This window comes from Chryseobacterium sp. RLHN22 (assembly GCF_051011795.1).
Lineage (GTDB): Bacteria > Bacteroidota > Bacteroidia > Flavobacteriales > Weeksellaceae > Chryseobacterium > Chryseobacterium zhengzhouense.
Genome location: NZ_JBPCHW010000012.1, coordinates 37,793 through 55,036, shown reverse-complemented (window position 1 = coordinate 55,036; position 17,244 = coordinate 37,793). Strand labels below are relative to the sequence as shown.

Below are 17,244 nucleotides of genomic sequence, written 5' to 3'. Positions count from 1 at the left end.
TATGAAATTAATAAATGCCTTTCCAAAACTAAACGAAAAGTTATTAGCCAAGGTTGAAAGCACCTTAGAGCAGCGATTTGGCTATAAAAACATACCAACCGATTATAAAAATTTTCTGTTAAACAATAATGGTGGTTATGTTTCGCCGGGATATATAGACGATACGGATGACGCTGAACATACACAAGAAGTTATATTTGAAACTCCTTTAAAATGGGTAAGAATGAACAATGCTTCAGTTGAGCCTGCTTTGATTTGCTTTTTTGGAGTTTGGCTGGAAGATGATATGAATGAAGATGAGGTTGAAAATTGGGATTTGCCCGAACTTATTTTATCCAACGTAAATTCTAAGGAAGATTTTGATGTTTTGCCAGATCATATGATGTCGATCGCAAGTTGTCAGCATCCTGATGCTTCCGACATTCTTTGTATTTCGTTAGACGAGCAAGACTATGGATCAATCTATTACAATTACGGTATGTGCGACCATCCTTCAAAATTTCACGACGATTTTTATGAAAAAGCTGTAAATATCGTTCTGCAAAAGCATCATCTATCCAATGAAGATACTTATAATTTAGACGAAGAAAATCCAAATGACAGAAAAATAATCAACGAACTGAAAAGGGCTACTTTCGTAAAAGTAGGAAATTCATTTACCGAGTTTCTGGAAAATTGCAAGATTATTGATGTAGAGCCGGCTTAAAGATTTTGACGAGGAAGAACTTACTAGTGATTTTAAAAACACAAAATATAGAGTTCCGGATTGCTATATGAACTAAATCCATCCAAAATAAAAACAACAAACTATGAAAGAACAGACCATAAAAAAAGTCGCCGATACTTATTTAGATAAATTAGTTAAAGATGAGCTTAACGCATTGCTTATCCATATCGAGCCCGAAATGGCTGGTCAAAGTCTGGATGATGACGACGAAGAGTGGCAAACCTGGATTCTAGAATAAAAATAGGATAGTTGCTTGAGTAGACTTGCCACTTATGACATGAAAAATGTGTTGAAACGTATTCTGATTTTATTAAAATAATTAGATTTCCAGAAACTAATTTTGATTAAAAATCTATTTTGTAAGCAATGATTATCCTGTATTCTGATGATAATAGATGAATTTATATTTGTTGAAGTTATTTTTTATCATAGAGTTGGAAAATATAATTGATCAGATTTAATTATTTGAAAATTAATGTTTTAAAATTCCATTACCACGCTGTTTTTACGAATTTTTACGTCATTATTTATAAATGATTCCAACATAAGCTTGCCAATGAAGTTTTGTGATAATATATTTGACATAGATAAAACAAGATACCAAATCATTATATAAATAATTTTCATCATTCAGTTTTCATGTAGAACATCAGGGTTCAGACATCTAGGGAATGAACCCTGTTCTCTACAATTAAAGAAAACATTTGAGTGAATCTGAAATTAAAATAGACACCAATATTTACATTCTATTAATAGAAAAACAGAGTCTTCTTGAAGACTCTGTTTTCATTTATGATATAGCTGTAAAATAAAATTTTAATTTGGACATTCTATACCTATCACTTTTCTTAAATTATGATCTAATCATAAACAAACATATTTTTAGAATTTTTATACACTAATTAATAAATTTATTATAGAGGAACATTGGCAGGTAACCACAGGATACGAGAATTTCTCATTAACTATACTTTTATAAAAAATAAAACAAAGAATGGATATTGTCATTCTTTTCTTATTGTTTACTCTGATTAATTAGAGATGTATAAAAGTAAAACTAAATTTTTTAAACCAATCACAACGTATAAATGAAAAAGACGATAATTACGCTTGGTCTTTTAATGGGTACTGCAGGTTTTGTCTTTGCACAGGAAAAGCAGACCAATGGTACGGCTAAAGATAGCACGAATAAGACAAAAGATATTGAGGAAGTGGTCATTATTGCTTACGGAGCTCAGAAAAAAGGGGAAGTTACCGGTTCTGTAGGAAGAGTAAGTGCAGAAAGCTTTAAAGACCGCCCGATCGCAAGAGTGGATCAGGCATTAACAGGCCAGATTGCAGGAGTTAAAACCCGTTCTACCACAGGAAAGCCTGGCGAACCTTTAGAAATCAGAGTCCGTGGTTCAGCTTCTATCTCTGCGAGCAATTCTCCGCTTTATGTTGTAGACGGAATGGTTGTAGATGATATGGCAAACGTTTCTCCGGATGATGTGCAATCGATTGAAGTACTGAAAGATGCTGCTTCCACAGCAATGTACGGATCCAGAGGTTCGAACGGAGTCGTGATCATCACAACCAAAAAAGGAGCATCAGGAAAACCCTCTTTCACTTTCTCGCAATACTATGGTGTACAAACCATCGAAAAAAAGCTCGACATCATGAATAGCGCAGAGTGGATTGATTATGCCACAGAAGCGATCAACAAAAGATGGGAGGCTCTTGCTCCAGGTCATTCTGCATCCGATAGTTATGAGACAAGAGCGAATTATTTTAATTTAGCAAATACTTACGATTACAATCTTGCGAACATCACGTATATGATTGATCCGAGATGGGGAACCAATCAGGTTGCGTATATCGATTGGCAGGATGCTTTTTATCGTCCGGCAGCAATTCAAAATTATCAGTTGGCGGTAAGAGGCGGTAATAAAAATATGAAATATGCCATTTCAGCGGCGTACTTTGATCAGGAAGGTCTGGCTTTAAACACAGGTTTCAACAGATTTAATCTAAGCGCAGCCATCGATGTTAATATTTCGGATAAATGGAAAGCCGGTATTACTTTACGACCAAGTTATTCCCAAAGCTACGGAGCTGCAGTAGACGGAAAAGATAATGCAGCGCACAAAATGCTTTCAATGGTTCCTGTTGCAGAATTGTCGGCAGGACTTTACACCAATTTCTGGAAAAATCTGCAGTACAGATGGGCCGGCTCTACACAAAGTCCGATCGGGATTTTAGAAAATACAACGAACGATACCAACGAATTTCGCTTATTGTCAAGCTTATATATGTCGTATGACATTACCCCGGATCTGAATTTCAAAATTTCAGGAGGTGCAACAAATAATTTTAATACAAACAATGGTTACACTCCGACATTTAATTTAGTAACAAATATTCCTGGGCAGGTAAGTATTGCGAGCCGCAGAACGATAAATTATAACCGATATTTAGGGGAGGCTTTATTGAATTATAAAAAAACGGTTGGTAATCATAATATTGCTGCTCTTGCGGGCTATAGTGCAGAAAATTACAGAACGACGTCACAATATAACCGTAATAAAGGTTTTGCCAACGATGATCTGAAAACCTTCAACTTTACACAGTCTGCATCAGTATTGAATTCAGAATATACCGCTTCAGAATGGATGTTGCTTTCGTATTTTGGTCGTGTAAATTATGATTATAAAAAGAAATATATGCTCTCGGCGAGTATTCGTAGAGACGGCTCCTCCAGATTTGGCTGGAATAATCTTTGGGGAACGTTCGCAGCATTCGGTGGAGCGTGGAAAATAGATGAAGAAGAATTTTTAAAGGATAAAAGCTGGTTAAGCAACCTAAAACTTAGATACAGCTGGGGAGAAAACGGGAATAATTCTATCGGAGAGTATAGGGCTTTCGGAACTTTGGCGGGAGGAAATTATTCTTTTGGCGGAAATTTATCAAACGGTTTAATCCCGAATACGATTGAAAACCCCGACTTAACCTGGGAAAAAACGCAATCATCTGATTTCGGTCTTGAACTGGGATTGTTCAACAGAATTAATTTTACAGCAGATTACTACATCAAAAAGACCAAAGATCTTCTTCTGCAGGAGCCGATACTTGCTACAACAGGGTATACAACGATGTGGAGAAATGTAGGTTCTGTACAGAACAAAGGTCTCGAATTAGAATTAAATACAAAAAACTTAACGGGGGCGTTCAGATGGAATACCTCAGCAAATATTGCTTTTAATAATAACAAGGTACTGCAGTTGGGAAATAACAATAAATCTATTCCTACAGGTTTTAGCGACCTTACCAATATTATTCAGGTGGGAGAGGAGTTGAATTCGTTCTATCTTTACGAAGCGATTGGTGTACTTTCTACGGCAGACATTAATAATGCAGGTGTTGCAAAAACAAATGGAGCCATCGCGGGAGACGTAAAATACAGAGACTATAACGGAGATGGAAAAATTGACGAAAACGACCGTCATATCGTTGGAAGTCCTACTCCTGATTATTATTGGGGATTCACCAACACATTTTCTTACAAAGGATTTGATCTCTCATTATTTTTCCAGGGTCAGAAAGGAGGTTACAGTTATGCATTGTTAGGTCGTGCAATCGATCGCACCAGTATGGGAACTACGAACAATGTGATGGGAAATTGGGCAAACCGTTGGCGTTCCGACGAAAATCCGGGTGATGGAAAGACTCCGAGATTAGACGGAACTACAGGAAGTCTATTGGATACAAGATGGTTGTATGACGCAACTTACATTCAGCTGAAAAATGTTACGCTGGGTTATAATTTTCCTCAGGAATTGGTAGAAAAGCTAAAAATTTCGAATCTGAGACTTTATGTGAGTTTAGAAAACGTATGGCGAAAAGATCATTATTACGGAGGTTACAATCCCGAATCTGTACAATCCGACGGTACCGATTACGGAGCATATCCTAATGCAAAAGTGTACATGATGGGCTTAAACTTTAACTTCTAATTTCTAATTAAAAATGAAAACAACTAAAATAAATAAATACCGATTTCAATTAAATTTAAAAAACCTTGGGAAAGCTCTTATTTTCGGAGCATTAACTTTAGGTACTGTAAGCTGTGAAGACGATCTGATGCTTGAGCCGGAAAATAACATAACGCAAACTTCTTTTTATACGACAGAACTACAGATTCAGCAAGCTGTATCAGGGGTGTATTCAGCGATGATTAATTCATCGTCAAGAGGAGGTTTCGATGTTAATTTTTATTTATTGGCTTCTGAAGTTCGTTCTAATAACTATAATGCAATTTCACAAAACGGGAATAGAGATTATTTTGCAATCAACCGTTTTCAGGATACCTCTTCAACTGAAGAAATGTCGATACTTTGGGAAGATGCCTATCAGATGATCACTTATGCGAATAAAATTTTATCGAGAATTGATGAAGTTCCATTTGCTGATGCTGCAGTAAAAGAACAATACCGTTCTGAAACCCGGTTTTTAAGAGCTTATGCTTACTTTGAGCTGATGCGTAATTTTGGTAAAGTTCCTTTGGTTACAAAGCCTGTGAGTCCGGAGGAAGCAGCGCAGATTCAGAGAACAGATCTTACAACACTTTATGATTTCATTACTTCCGAAATTGAAGCTTCTGTTGGAGGTTTAAAAAATATTTATGATAATGCGAATAAAGGCCGTGTTACAAAATCTGCTGCACATGCGATGTTGGGAAGAATTTATCTTACAGGATCGGGCTATCCTTTAAACAACAGTTCTTACGTTGCCAAAGCTAAAGATCATTTGTCTACCGTAATTCAGGGGGAGGGTCAGTTTGTAACTTTTGCACCTACTTATGCCGATTTATTTAAAAGTGCAAATGATAATAAGTACCATATTTTTGAAATACAGCATATCAGTGGTGGTTTATCGCAAGGTTCTTATTTGCCGAGCTATGTTTCACCTAATTTTGGGACTGCAGATCCGTTATACAATGCTCAGAGCAGTTTATACAGCTCAAATGAATTAGGTGTTTCACAATCTTTGATTAATGCTTACGAACCCGGAGATTTAAGGAAAAATGTTACTGTTAAAACCCAATTTATAGCAGCAAACGGACAGCCGGATAATTCCAATTATTTTATAAAATTCCGCGAACCAGGAAAAGTAATTACAAACAGATACGACTGGCCGATAAACTTCCCGATCATCAGATACGAAGATGTTATTTTGATGTATGCTGAAGTATTGAATAATCAGGGAAGTACAAGTGCTGCGGTTCCGCATTTAAACAGAATCCGCCAGAGAGCAGGTCTTGCTCCGCTTTCAACATCAATTTCGGCAGCCGATTTTACAACAGCTCTTCGCAAAGAAAGAAGAGTAGAGTTTGCAGGAGAAGGAGTTTACTGGCACGATCTTGTACGTTGGAATATCGCTGTAAGCGTTATCAATCAGGCTGCAGCAGAACTTAATTATAATTATACCATTACAACGAATGATTATCTGTATCAGATTCCTCTTTCACAGGTTCAGTTGGGGGGATATGAACAGAATCCTTAGAATTTTACAGTTATTTTAAAATTATATTTTCAAATCTCAGGAAATCTTCCGTAACGGAGGGTTTCTTGTTTTTTTCCCGTTATAGTGTAAAAAATTCATGATATTTTTTTAAATTTAAATGATAATAATCTGCACTGATTAAAAAATTCATTCTTATTTCCATTTTAAAAACATGGTTGTTTTCAACAGCCATTTCTATACTGTTTCTTTATTTATATCTGGATTCGATAAGAAAACCTGTGGATGAATATCGTCATATGTGTGATATGAGTGGTTTGGCTTACGGATTAATTATTATGTGGATTTTATTTTTAAGCCTTTTTTCTTTTTCTTCTTTATTGAGCTGCAGAAAAACTTTTCAGAAGCCTGTTTCAAAATTTTTGTGCTGGTTTTTATTACCGATTACATTCTGCATTGCCTTTTTTATAGCCTTTTCTGAAGGTGGTTTAGATAAAGAAAATTTTATCCTTTCAATAATTTCATGTTTGCCTTGGTTTTCCTTTTGGGGATTTTATTATAATCAATTCAATAAAAAAATTATGTGATTTTTGTAAGGCTATAAAACAGGTTGATAACGAAAGCAAAGATGGGCAAATGATGCAAAGAATCCATTTGGAAACATTATTTCATGTCTAATTAAGCTTAATTCAAATTTTAATGAATTATTACGGGTGTATAATTCTTTATTGTAATAAAAGATATTTTATGTAGATTTAGTCAGGACTTATAAAACTAAAAAAAACGAAACCATGAAAATTTAGGTCTGATATTTGTAAGTCTATATCAAACTCAAATGAACCATCGTACTTATGAAAAACATGACTTTGAAAAGATCAATCATTTACACTTTATTTTTCACATTGCTGCTTACTTCATGTAAAAAGGATGAGGTATCGAACAATGATCAGCAACAAAATCAATCTTCAGAAGAAATTGCTAAAAACGCTGCTGATCCGGATTCTATCAAAACAAAACCTGTAAAAGAATCTGCACCACCCATTATGCAGGAAAATGGTTTCTACAATGCTTTTGCCATTCCGAAAGATAAAAAGCTGAGAGATTCGCTGTATGCAATTTTCAGTAAAAAATATAATGAAAGAGAGCGATATGCAATTTTAGCATTAAACCGTTTAGACTCAAAAAGCAAATGGAACTCTGATACATTGGTAGTTCCCGCAAAAATAGATACAACTTTAATGGCGTATTCACCATTTCCGTTACAGCTTGATGTCTTAAGTGATGTAAAGAAATTTGTCATCTTTTCATACCCGATTCAGGCTTATGCGGTTTATTCCAACGGGGCTCTGGTAAAATGGGGACCTACAAGTATGGGTAAAAAATCGGCCCAGACAGACCGGGGGCTCATGTTTGCGAACTGGAAAAAGAAATTAGCAATTTCCACCGTGAAAAGTGAATGGAAACTGCCTTATAATTTCAATATTCATAATACGCACGGAATAGGATGGCATCAATATGATCTTCCGGGTTATCCCGCATCGCATTCTTGTCTAAGATTATTAATGAAAGATGCAATCTGGCTGTACAATTATGCCGATACATGGATTTTGAATCCGGGTGGCGCAACGACGAAGGCAAAAGGAACTCCGGTAATGGTTTTCGGTGATTATCCCTGGGGAAAAAGAAAGCCTTGGAGAAATCTTCTGAATGATCCTAATGCCAATAATATTTCTGTAGAAGAAATGACTAAAATGATTCAGCCAAATGTTGAAAAAATGATTTTTGAACAAACCAATCGTGAGAAAGTTGCTGACTCTATTAAAGCAGCAAAAGCTCAACAGGCAGCAGCTGTTCAGGAAACTGAAATTACAGAAAATTAAATTGTTTTTTCAAATTTTAAAGTAGATTCCTCCGCAAATTTGCGGAGTTTTTTCATTTCATCTTTTGCTTTACTTTGCCCGAATCTTGCGGCAGCATACGTTGCAGCAATAAAAATCAGCATCAGAAATGAAGCATTTAACGCCCATGGATATTCGTTGCTGCTGATCTGATTTTCCACATAATACATCGTGAAAAAAGTCATCCACAAAATGGTGAAAAGGAAATAAAGAAACATGAAGAAAGTCCATACTGCTGAGCTCGGTCCGAAAACTCCCCTTATTACGGTAATGTCTTCATCAAGCTCAGTTCGAAGGGCTAAGCATGGCTTCCAATAATGATCATCTTTAGTCAGAACAGAAATTGTTGCCACCTCTTTATTCACATTTCCTATAAACTCATCTTTATGTTCAGCCAGATAATTTTTCAGATTTTCTGCATATGATTCTTTGCTGAGATGAGTGTACATTTTAAATCTCGGGCGGTTTCTTATTTTGTCTAAAGTAGTTTCCTTGGTTTCCATATTTATTCTTGATAAGGGATCGGGTCTTCTAAAGTAAAGGAGAGTTTCAGTTCTACCCCTTTTCTATCAATAGTCATGCTAATTGTTTTGCCTTCTTCTGATTTCATCATCTCCATTATTTTGTTTAAAGTCATATCTGAAGTTTTCTTTCCGTTGATGACGATTAATTTATCATCTTTTTTCAATCCTGCTTTGTCAGCAGGAGAATCTTTTCGTACTCCCGCAATTGAAAATAGAGGTTTCAAAACAAATTTATACTGCAGATTACTGTTATAAGTTTCTATATTCCCAGAAGTAGACTTTTCATTTGCTGTTCTGAATGTTAAATAATCTTTTTCCCATTGGAGCCCGTCCTGTTTAAAATCAAGTCCGCTCATATTAAAATGGAAAGGATCATCATAGTTTTTGTTTTTTCTTAAATATAATTTTTCGTTCTGATAATCAAAAGCAACAGTGAATCTCCTCATAATATCTCCTCCGAGAGAACCTTTCCTGTCTTTCACAAGACTAAGGTGTTGAATCGAATATTCATCCGGCATTGCGGTTAATGGCTTTTCAAATTTATAATTACCAAGATAAAAATTATGAATACGGCTTCGCTTTCCATAAATATCTCCGTTGAAACCTCTTCCCAGAAAATCTTCAATATTCGGACGGTTGTAAACAAAATCTTTTATCAGTGTAGGAAATAGCCATATTGCATCACTGTTGCCAAGATCGATCAGAAGTTTTGAGGTTTTCTTTTCCTTGGTCATTTCTACTTCTGTTTCAATGTAAGGTTTGTTTTTTTCTACAGAAATAGGGAGTTCATCAAATTTTTGAACTTTTTTTAAAAATAACTCACGGTCTTTGAAAACAGTGATTTTCTTTGAACTGTAATCGATAATTATAGGATAATCTTTAAAAAAATGATACCCTAAAATACCATTAACGGGAATTCCTACATGCGGAGAAATATTAAAGTCCTCATCGAGAATGATGTAAAGCATTAGTGAATAATTGACGATGTGGCTTCCTATTTTTCCTATATTTCGGTCAGATTTAAAACCTTCTATACTGGCGTTTCCTCCAAGTCCTGAAAATTTCATTTTTTCCATTGAACTGAGTGTCATTTCTTTATCTTCCAGACTAAATATAGTGTTTTCTGCTACTCCGGTATCAAGAAGAAACGTGAGTTGCACGCCATTTACGGTCATCGGAATAAAGATCAGGTTGTTGATAAATTTAAAGGGAATGACAACTTTTTTTGCATCTTTAATTTCAAAATTATTCTGGGCATTCATAAAAATGCTTAAAAGTAAAATTGATATTAAAAACCGAAATTTCATTTACTGAATTTAGCAAATTAAATGATATACAACAAAAAAAACATTCTGATGAAAGAATGTTTGTTATTTTAAAAATTAAATAAAAAATTATTTTGAGAAAAATTCCATCAGGTCGATATAGTTTTTCTGATTTACCCCGTGACCGCTCATATATTCTCTGAATGTAAAATACGTGCTCAAATCATAGAGTAAATCTGCAGCTTTTCTTCCCCACTCAAGAGGAATAATGGCATCATCAGTTCCGTGAGAAACAAAAAAACGGAGATTTTCTAATCTCTTTTTATCTTTTACAATATTTGTGAGAAGTTTTTCTTCAGGATAACTGCTTAGGCAGGCAACTTTATTGAATAAATCAGGATATTTTAATGCTAAAACATAACATAAAATTCCGCCCTGGCTGAAACCACAAAGATGTGTTTTGCCTGTAGTAAGACCATAATTATTAACAATTTTCATGATGTTTTCGGTAACCGCAGTCAACGATTCTTCTGCCTGATCAATATCTATAAATTTTTCCGGATTATTAAAATCAATGTCATACCACGAATATCCTTCAAACTGAGTGGTTTTAGGAGCTCTGAAACTTACAATGATCCAGTCTTCCGGAAGGTTTTCTCTGAAGCTGAAAAGATCCTGCTCATTGCTTCCGTAACCGTGAAGCATAAATAAGATGGAAGTATCGGGCGTAATATTTTCAGGTTCTCTTACAATGTAATCTAAATTCATACAGCAAATATAATTATTAATGAGTGATTTTAACTGATAATTTTTAAGTCTGAAGTTTATTAAAATGAAGAAAATAATCCTGTGTGGAATGACGTTAATAAGCAATAAATCTCTTTTGTAGATTTGATATTATTTAGAAATCTTTATTGGAAAATTTGCATAAAAGTTGTTTTTATATTGATAAAAAACCTATATTTGAAACATTAAAAATCTATTTGGAGAAATGAAGCAATTTTACAAATCAAAAAATTTACTTAGACTTTCATTTTTAGCAGTGATATTACTTTCAGTAGCTTCTGTTTTTAATTCTTGTAAAGATGATGAAGAAGATGAGTTTCAGGATCACCTGGTACAGTTTGAAGCAAAAATAATTAACGGAGGTACGGCTCCAACTCCTCCTGTAAGTACATTTAAAACTATTGTCAGTCAGGTAGGAATCAAGCAGGAAACTTTATATGACTCTCCTGGTTTGATATGGACGAGCGGTGAGTTTTTTGTAAATTCAAGCCAATCACAATTAAATCTGGCTGCAAATGCAAACCTTCTGAATTCTGATTCTAAACTGATCGTATCAATTTATATTGATGGCGAAATTGCGGAGACAGATACAATAGAAGGTAGCGGAACCAAAGAAGTCGCTGTTGCGCACAGCTTTCTTGAATTATAATTTAAACTGAATTCTAAATATTGAGCCTTCGGATTTCCGAAGGCTTTTTTTGTTTAAATACTTTCTTTGTGCATCGTTCCCCATTTTTCTAATTCTTGAATAACAGGTTTTAATTTGTACCCTATTTCTGTCAGCTCGTACTCAACTCTCGGTGGAACTTCGGCGTAAACTGTTCTCGTGATAATTTTATCTTCTTCCAGTCTTCGTAATTGCAGTGTTAGCATACGTTCCGTGATGTTCCTCAAGCTTTTCTTTAATTCACCAAATCTCATTTTTCCGTTAATTAAATAGCTGCAAATGGCAAGAGACCACTGTCCGCCGATCAGCTGAGACGCATACAATTCCGGGCATTCATCTGTGAGGGCTTTTTTATTCGCATAATTGGTAGAGGTTTCTTTTATTTTAGTCATTACTTACATTTTTTATAGTACCATACAATCGGTCGCTAATATCGGAAATGTAAGTTACCCCATTTATTTTTGTAAAAGAAATTTAAAAGTATGAAAACACTAATTATTGTAACCCATCCCAAAATGGAAGAATCTCTAATCAACAAAAGATGGGTGGAAGAATTAAAAAAATATCCTGAAAAATATACAGTTCATGAATTGTACAAAAATTATCCTGATGAAATAATTGATGTTAAAAAAGAGCAGGAATTGGTTGAAGCTTATGATAAAATTATTTTTCAGTTTCCGTTTTACTGGTTTAGCAGTCCGCCGTTGCTGAAAAAGTGGTTTGATGAAGTTCTTTTGCACGGATGGGCTTACGGAAGCAAAAGCGGATATAAAGTGAGTGGTAAGAAGGTTGCCTTGGCAATATCTGCAGGTGTGGATTACGAAGATTTCACTGCTGATGGAAAGTATAGACATACGGTGATAGAGTTTACAAGACCGTTTGAACTGAGTTTCGAATACGTAAAGGCTGATTATCATAAACCTTTTGTTTATTATGGCTTAGAGCATAATGTTTCTGCAGAATGGATTGAAAGAAGTGTTCCGCTTTATTTAGATTTTATTGATAATTTATAAAAATTAATGTAAAAACAAACTGCCGGTAATCATTTGTCGGCGGTTTGTTTTATTATCTTTGTTTCATTTTAAACCACTAAAAAATCCGCTTTACTTGAAGAGTCTGAAATATTATTTAGCTGCTATTTTTGCTTTTGCCACATGGGGAACTTTTAGTCTGGTTTTAAAACCATTACATAATTATGCTTCATTGGATATACTCTTTTACAGAGTTTTCAGTTGTGCCATTATCATGTCTTTGGTGACTGTACTTTTCAGAAGAGTTAAATTGAAAGAAAATTTAAAGTATTTCAGAAATTTTGGTAGTAAGAACAAGAAGAAAACAATTGCTTTAAATATTCTGAGCAGCATTTTATTGACGGGAAACTGGTTTTCATTTATTTATGTAATGAACCATATCAGTGTAAGAGCAACTTCGGTAGCGTATCTTGTTTGCCCGATTATTACAACAATTCTTGCCTATTTTATTCTGCGTGAAAAGCTTACCAAGTTACAATGGCTATCAGTTTTCCTGAGCGGACTTGGATGTGTTTTGTTATCTTATTCCAATCTTCTGGATATGGTTTACAGCAGTATTATCGGTTCTACTTATGCCTGTTATCTGATTATTCAGAGTGCCAATTCTAAATTTGATAAATTTTTGGTGCTGAATTTCCATATGATTTTAGCGTCATTAATTTTGTTACCATTTTTTCCAATGTATTCTGGATCGGTTCCGGTAGATTTTAGTTTCTATCTGTATGTTGAAATTATTGCGGTAATGTACACCATTGTTCCTTTGTTGCTGAATCTTTATGCCTTATCGGGAATTGCATCTTCCAAAGTCGGGATGATTTTAAACATCAATCCGATTATAGCTTTCATTTTAGCGGGTGTGGTTTTCCACGAAGCATTGGGAGGCTTGCAGATTGTATCGTATTCTATTATTTTTTTTGCAGTAATTGTTTTTAATGCGAAAGAAATTTTTGGTTTAAAAAGGGTGGAAACCGTTTAAATTTTTGTTTGACCAATCAATTAGAGCGTCTTTGTATTTCATTCTTAAAAGAAGTGGTTTTTGTTTACCTTAAATTTCATCATGTTTAAAAAAGCTTTGCCTGACTTTGCGTTAAAAGGTATCAGCCTACAAATTCTCCTGACAGACAGTTGTCAGTAGTTTATAGTATCTTTATTGCAAAATTTGTTACAATGAGTTATTGTTTAGCAATCGAAAGAATGCAACCTGAAAGCAGAAAGGAATTACATAAAAAATATCATGACCATCATTATGGATTTCCTATTCACGATGATAATGAACTGTTCGGAAGATTGATTATGGAAATTAATCAGGCTGGACTGAGCTGGGAAACTATTTTAAGAAAAGAAGACAGTTTCAGGAAAGCATACGATAATTTTAATATTGAAAAAGTGGCAGCTTATTCAGAAAAAGATCGAGAAAGATTATTAAACGATCCCGGAATTATCAGAAATAAATTGAAAGTAAATGCCGCCATTGAAAATGCAAAAACCATCATTGAATTACAAAAAGAATTCGGTTCTTTTGAAAAATGGCTCGAACATCACCATCCCAAAACATTACCGGAATGGATGAAACTTTTCAAGAAAACGTTCAAGTTTACAGGCGGAGAAATTGTAAATGAGTTTTTGATGAGCATTGGTTTTCTAAAAGGTGCCCATACAGAGGATTGTGCTGTGAATCAGGAGATTTTAAAGCATCGTCCTATGTGGAGAAATTAGGGTAAGGATATTCTCTGAATAAATTTCTGAATTTATCTAATTCCAGAATTTATAATATGAAGTTTCGGCGGCGGCTTAGCCGCCGCCGAAACCCTGAATCTATCTTAAACTTCTTACTGTAACATCAGGTTTTTCTCCCTGTGGAACAATAAAAATTGCATTATCACTAATCGTATCTCCTGAATCGAAATAATAGCTTCCAATCACCGGGAGAATACTCGTTGTCATTTTCCCGGATTTATCATAAGCTGAATACGTCACATTAATCATCTGCGTTTTCATTTTCAGCTGAATCTTTTTTGAAGTAAGCTTTGCTCCTGTTGCATTAATGCAGTCGAGTTCCACAATTCCGGTATTGGTGACGATCTGTGGGTACGATGTTAAACGGATGTTGTAAGATTTTTCGGAAGTATTCTGTACGGTCGCTGCAACTTTATAGCGATCAAATGGTTTTCCGCCAACTTCCACACTTTCTTTGTTGGCGATATTAAAACTGACTTTCATGCCGTTGATATCAATACTTTCACCGTCAGAAATTTTTTGGGCATTTAAAAATGATGTGAAATTTAAAAAAGACAGAATGAAAAATAAGAATGCAGATTTTTTCATGGTTTAAGTTTTTGTGATTGTATTGTAAAGATAATGAAACTGTTTCTTATTTGATATTAAATTTATGGTTGCTAAGTATCAAATAAATATCAATTTACGTTAAATTTTAGCATATGGTAATCACTCAAACATTTTCTTTGTAGCATGAGGAATGATGAAATATAACGTCTCACTCTCTTCTCCATTTTTCATTTCCAGCATATCTATAAAATATCCGTTTTTATCTCTCCCAGAACCCATCTTTCCGATTTTTGCTCCGAAAGCCTTTCTTATTAAATCTTGTCCGTCCGCAGGATTTAAGGCAAACATCGGGGAGTCAATAGACTTTCCGTCTCCGCTGTAAATCATCGCTTTGAAAATCATTTTAGCCTTTTCTAGATAAGAATCTGCAGCAGGCTGGTTACCTTTCTTATGATAAGCGTATGATAACTCAAATAAAGTTTTTAAATCAAATGGATGATGGGCAATAAACTGGTTGCCTTCTTTTATAGCTTCGTCGAATTTTTTGTCATCATTGAGCTGATATAAACTTTTTGTAAATTCCAAATCTTTGTAAGGCTTATAATAAATATTATCGGTAAATCCGATGAGCAGCGACAAAACCTGTCTGTCGGTAAGAGTTGTATCATTTTTAGTAAATCTGACTAACAATTTTTCGTAGTTAAGATCCGAATTTTTATCCTTGGATTCTTTTAGAATATTTTCGAAATCTTTTTTATATTCAAAATTTGCCTGACTGAAAAGAAGAATAGGAAGTAGCAGAAACAAAAAGGAAATATTTTTCATTGCTTTATAATTGTTATCAAAAATAAAAGAAATTTAGATAATAATGGTTTTTATATGCCAAATTTAAACTTAAGAGCTCATTTGCATGTAAACTAATACTTTTAAACCCAAAATCACCCCACCGTCGGCGTATCCTCTTCCTTCAGAATCTTTTTCTCTTTCATGGCAACCATCATTCTTTCGTATTTATATTTCTTCCAGTCGAATTGATTGAGGAAATCGAGGGCGGCAACAAATCCGGCATTAAAAAGCTGTTCTTTTTCTTCTCTTTTCATAAAGAAATTCAGCCAGCTGCTGGTTCCGCAGTTGACGGTTTTAATGCTATACAAATTGTAGAATGAATATTTGGTGAGGAAAGATTTATCGTTAAATCCTTTTAAAGTTTCAATAATATTTCCAGCGTAGGAAAGGGGAGTTTTAAGAATTTGTTGGCTGGTTTTACCTTTCTCTTCATTAATAGTTGCGTCACTTGTCAGTTGTACCCCAAACAACGGAACTCTCGGATAGAAAATATCGGTCACATGAAAAAGGTCAATTGGAAAGTTTGAAATACTTCCGCCATCAATAAAAATTCCTACCGGATAAATGTTTTCTTTCGTGGTGTTCATCCAGAATTTCCAGGCATATTTTACCGAATCATCGTCTTTGTTGATGACCTTTTGCATCGGTTCAAAAAAGAAAGGCACAGACATCGAAGCACGTACAAATTCTGCAGGACTTATGTGTTTCAGTTCTTCTTCAGACCAATACAAATTGGCCATAGTTGGCAACTGTACTTTTATTTTGGCGTTGATGTCGGTTGTGACGACAATATATTCAGATGTAAGCTGGTAAAACGGATTGTTTTTGTAATAATCATTGTTTTCGACGCTTTCAAAATAAATTCTGTAACGGGTTTCATCGATATGTTCGAGATTATTCATTTTAATTTCTTCAATTCCGTTTAAAGCATTGGTGTAAAATTCCATTCCGTTGCCATAACGATAATTGAGATTCAGTTGATTTTCTTTCTGAATGAATTTTTTGTTGAGCTCAGCCACTGTTTTAATACCGAAGTCATCAAGCACTTTTTTCATTGTTTCTTCAAAAACATTTCCGGGATTCAGTCCGCTGTTGCTTTTCGTGAAATTATGATATAACTTTTTGAGAATTAATAGCAGAATAATCAAAGGAATAAGTGGAATCAGAAAGTAAAGTTTGGCTTCACGGGTAGTTTCCGAAGATAAAATAAAGGGTAAACTGATCAATCCGACGGTAAGAATGATGGCAATAATGAGATTGATTTTAAAGAAATTTTTATTGTTGAGCATTGCATGAATGGTGCTTTTTACATAGCTTTTTCCATCCATAAAATCTGCAAAATTCCAGTTGAAAAGAATCTCTTTAATGATTCCGCTTTTGGCTTCTTCTTTGGTTTTACAGGCGGCAATCAGCATGGTGTTGATGGCTCCTGCGCTGGTTCCGGCAACTTTCAGAAAACGAATTCCGAAGATTTCCAATCCGTAAAGATAACCCACCAAAGCACTTCCCCAAACTCCGCCTCCTTCCTGCACAAATTCTATATATTGATTTCCTTCAGCATCTAATAGATCAGAAAATTCTTTTTGTGAAATATTTTCATGCAGTGCTTTCAGTTTTTCTTTGGATTCCTGGGAAAGAATGTCTTCTTCAAGAATTTTTTGGAGGGTTTCGGGTTTCATGATTTTGGTTTGGTGTTTTGTTGGTGTTTTGTTGGT

Annotated in this window: 16 protein-coding genes; 9 read left to right on the top strand and 7 right to left on the bottom strand. The window is 34.6% G+C overall.

Annotation, left to right across the window (positions count from 1 at the left end; all coding sequences use genetic code 11):
* Position 1 precedes the first annotated feature (1 nt).
* The 5 genes from ACR1PN_RS12940 (at position 2) to ACR1PN_RS12920 (ending at position 8,106) form a co-directional block, all read left to right on the top strand.
* Positions 2–706 carry an SMI1/KNR4 family protein gene (locus tag ACR1PN_RS12940; RefSeq protein ID WP_433980373.1) on the top strand — a complete coding sequence of 235 codons (705 nt, stop codon included), beginning with the start codon at positions 2–4 and terminating at the stop codon, positions 704–706.
* Positions 707–809: 103 nt separating this feature from the next.
* Positions 810–965 (top strand): hypothetical protein, encoded by a 156-nt coding sequence (locus tag ACR1PN_RS12935; RefSeq protein WP_433980372.1) that lies wholly within the window; start codon positions 810–812, stop codon positions 963–965.
* Between the two features lie 850 nt (positions 966–1,815).
* A complete protein-coding gene (locus ACR1PN_RS12930; protein WP_433980371.1) occupies positions 1,816–4,719 on the top strand; it encodes a SusC/RagA family TonB-linked outer membrane protein in 2,904 nt (967 codons plus the stop codon).
* 13 nt (positions 4,720–4,732) lie between these two features.
* Positions 4,733–6,268, top strand: coding sequence for a RagB/SusD family nutrient uptake outer membrane protein (locus ACR1PN_RS12925; RefSeq protein ID WP_433980370.1), 1,536 nt, complete (start codon positions 4,733–4,735; stop codon positions 6,266–6,268).
* A gap of 809 nt (positions 6,269–7,077) precedes the next feature.
* Positions 7,078–8,106: a L,D-transpeptidase gene (locus ACR1PN_RS12920; protein WP_378183568.1), complete on the top strand. Its 1,029-nt coding sequence runs from the start codon at positions 7,078–7,080 to the stop codon at positions 8,104–8,106.
* Here ACR1PN_RS12920 and ACR1PN_RS12915 read toward each other — a convergent pair.
* The 3 genes from ACR1PN_RS12915 to ACR1PN_RS12905 all read right to left on the bottom strand — a co-directional run bounded on the left by ACR1PN_RS12915 (position 8,103) and on the right by ACR1PN_RS12905 (position 10,681).
* Positions 8,103–8,627, bottom strand: a complete 525-nt coding sequence (locus ACR1PN_RS12915) for a hypothetical protein (protein WP_433980369.1) — start codon at positions 8,625–8,627, stop codon at positions 8,103–8,105. The two genes, ACR1PN_RS12920 and ACR1PN_RS12915, sit on opposite strands and share 4 nt — an antisense overlap.
* A 2-nt stretch (positions 8,628–8,629) precedes the next feature.
* Positions 8,630–9,910 carry a PDZ domain-containing protein gene (locus ACR1PN_RS12910; protein ID WP_433980368.1) on the bottom strand — a complete coding sequence of 427 codons (1,281 nt, stop codon included), beginning with the start codon at positions 9,908–9,910 and terminating at the stop codon, positions 8,630–8,632.
* A 132-nt stretch (positions 9,911–10,042) separates the two neighbouring features.
* Positions 10,043–10,681 (bottom strand): alpha/beta hydrolase, encoded by a 639-nt coding sequence (locus ACR1PN_RS12905; protein ID WP_433980367.1) that lies wholly within the window; start codon positions 10,679–10,681, stop codon positions 10,043–10,045.
* A 223-nt stretch (positions 10,682–10,904) separates the two neighbouring features.
* Between ACR1PN_RS12905 and ACR1PN_RS12900 the strand changes: the two genes are divergently transcribed.
* Positions 10,905–11,348: a hypothetical protein gene (locus tag ACR1PN_RS12900; RefSeq protein WP_433980366.1), complete on the top strand. Its 444-nt coding sequence runs from the start codon at positions 10,905–10,907 to the stop codon at positions 11,346–11,348.
* A 53-nt stretch (positions 11,349–11,401) separates the two neighbouring features.
* Here ACR1PN_RS12900 and ACR1PN_RS12895 read toward each other — a convergent pair whose 3' ends face one another.
* Positions 11,402–11,758, bottom strand: coding sequence for a winged helix-turn-helix transcriptional regulator (locus tag ACR1PN_RS12895; protein ID WP_378183553.1), 357 nt, complete (start codon positions 11,756–11,758; stop codon positions 11,402–11,404).
* Positions 11,759–11,848: 90 nt separating this feature from the next.
* Between ACR1PN_RS12895 and ACR1PN_RS12890 the strand changes: the two genes are divergently transcribed.
* From ACR1PN_RS12890 to ACR1PN_RS12880, 3 genes are all read left to right on the top strand, one after another.
* Complete coding sequence (locus ACR1PN_RS12890; protein WP_433980365.1) at positions 11,849–12,379, top strand: NAD(P)H-dependent oxidoreductase; 531 nt, start codon at positions 11,849–11,851, stop codon at positions 12,377–12,379.
* A 94-nt stretch (positions 12,380–12,473) separates the two neighbouring features.
* Positions 12,474–13,373 (top strand): EamA family transporter, encoded by a 900-nt coding sequence (locus tag ACR1PN_RS12885; protein ID WP_433980364.1) that lies wholly within the window; start codon positions 12,474–12,476, stop codon positions 13,371–13,373.
* Positions 13,374–13,564: 191 nt separating this feature from the next.
* A complete protein-coding gene (locus ACR1PN_RS12880) occupies positions 13,565–14,113 on the top strand; it encodes a DNA-3-methyladenine glycosylase I (RefSeq protein ID WP_433980363.1) in 549 nt (182 codons plus the stop codon).
* A 99-nt stretch (positions 14,114–14,212) separates the two neighbouring features.
* On the opposite strand, the gene ACR1PN_RS12875 is transcribed toward ACR1PN_RS12880, so the two are convergent.
* The 3 genes from ACR1PN_RS12875 to ACR1PN_RS12865 all read right to left on the bottom strand — a co-directional run bounded on the left by ACR1PN_RS12875 (position 14,213) and on the right by ACR1PN_RS12865 (position 17,208).
* The gene (locus ACR1PN_RS12875; protein ID WP_433980362.1) at positions 14,213–14,722 is read right to left on the bottom strand and encodes a hypothetical protein; all 510 of its coding nucleotides are present in this window, start codon (positions 14,720–14,722) and stop codon (positions 14,213–14,215) included.
* A 120-nt stretch (positions 14,723–14,842) separates the two neighbouring features.
* Positions 14,843–15,508, bottom strand: a complete 666-nt coding sequence (locus ACR1PN_RS12870; RefSeq protein WP_433980361.1) for a DUF4919 domain-containing protein — start codon at positions 15,506–15,508, stop codon at positions 14,843–14,845.
* A gap of 113 nt (positions 15,509–15,621) precedes the next feature.
* Positions 15,622–17,208 (bottom strand): patatin-like phospholipase family protein, encoded by a 1,587-nt coding sequence (locus ACR1PN_RS12865; protein ID WP_433980360.1) that lies wholly within the window; start codon positions 17,206–17,208, stop codon positions 15,622–15,624.
* Positions 17,209–17,244: the final 36 nt, after the last annotated feature.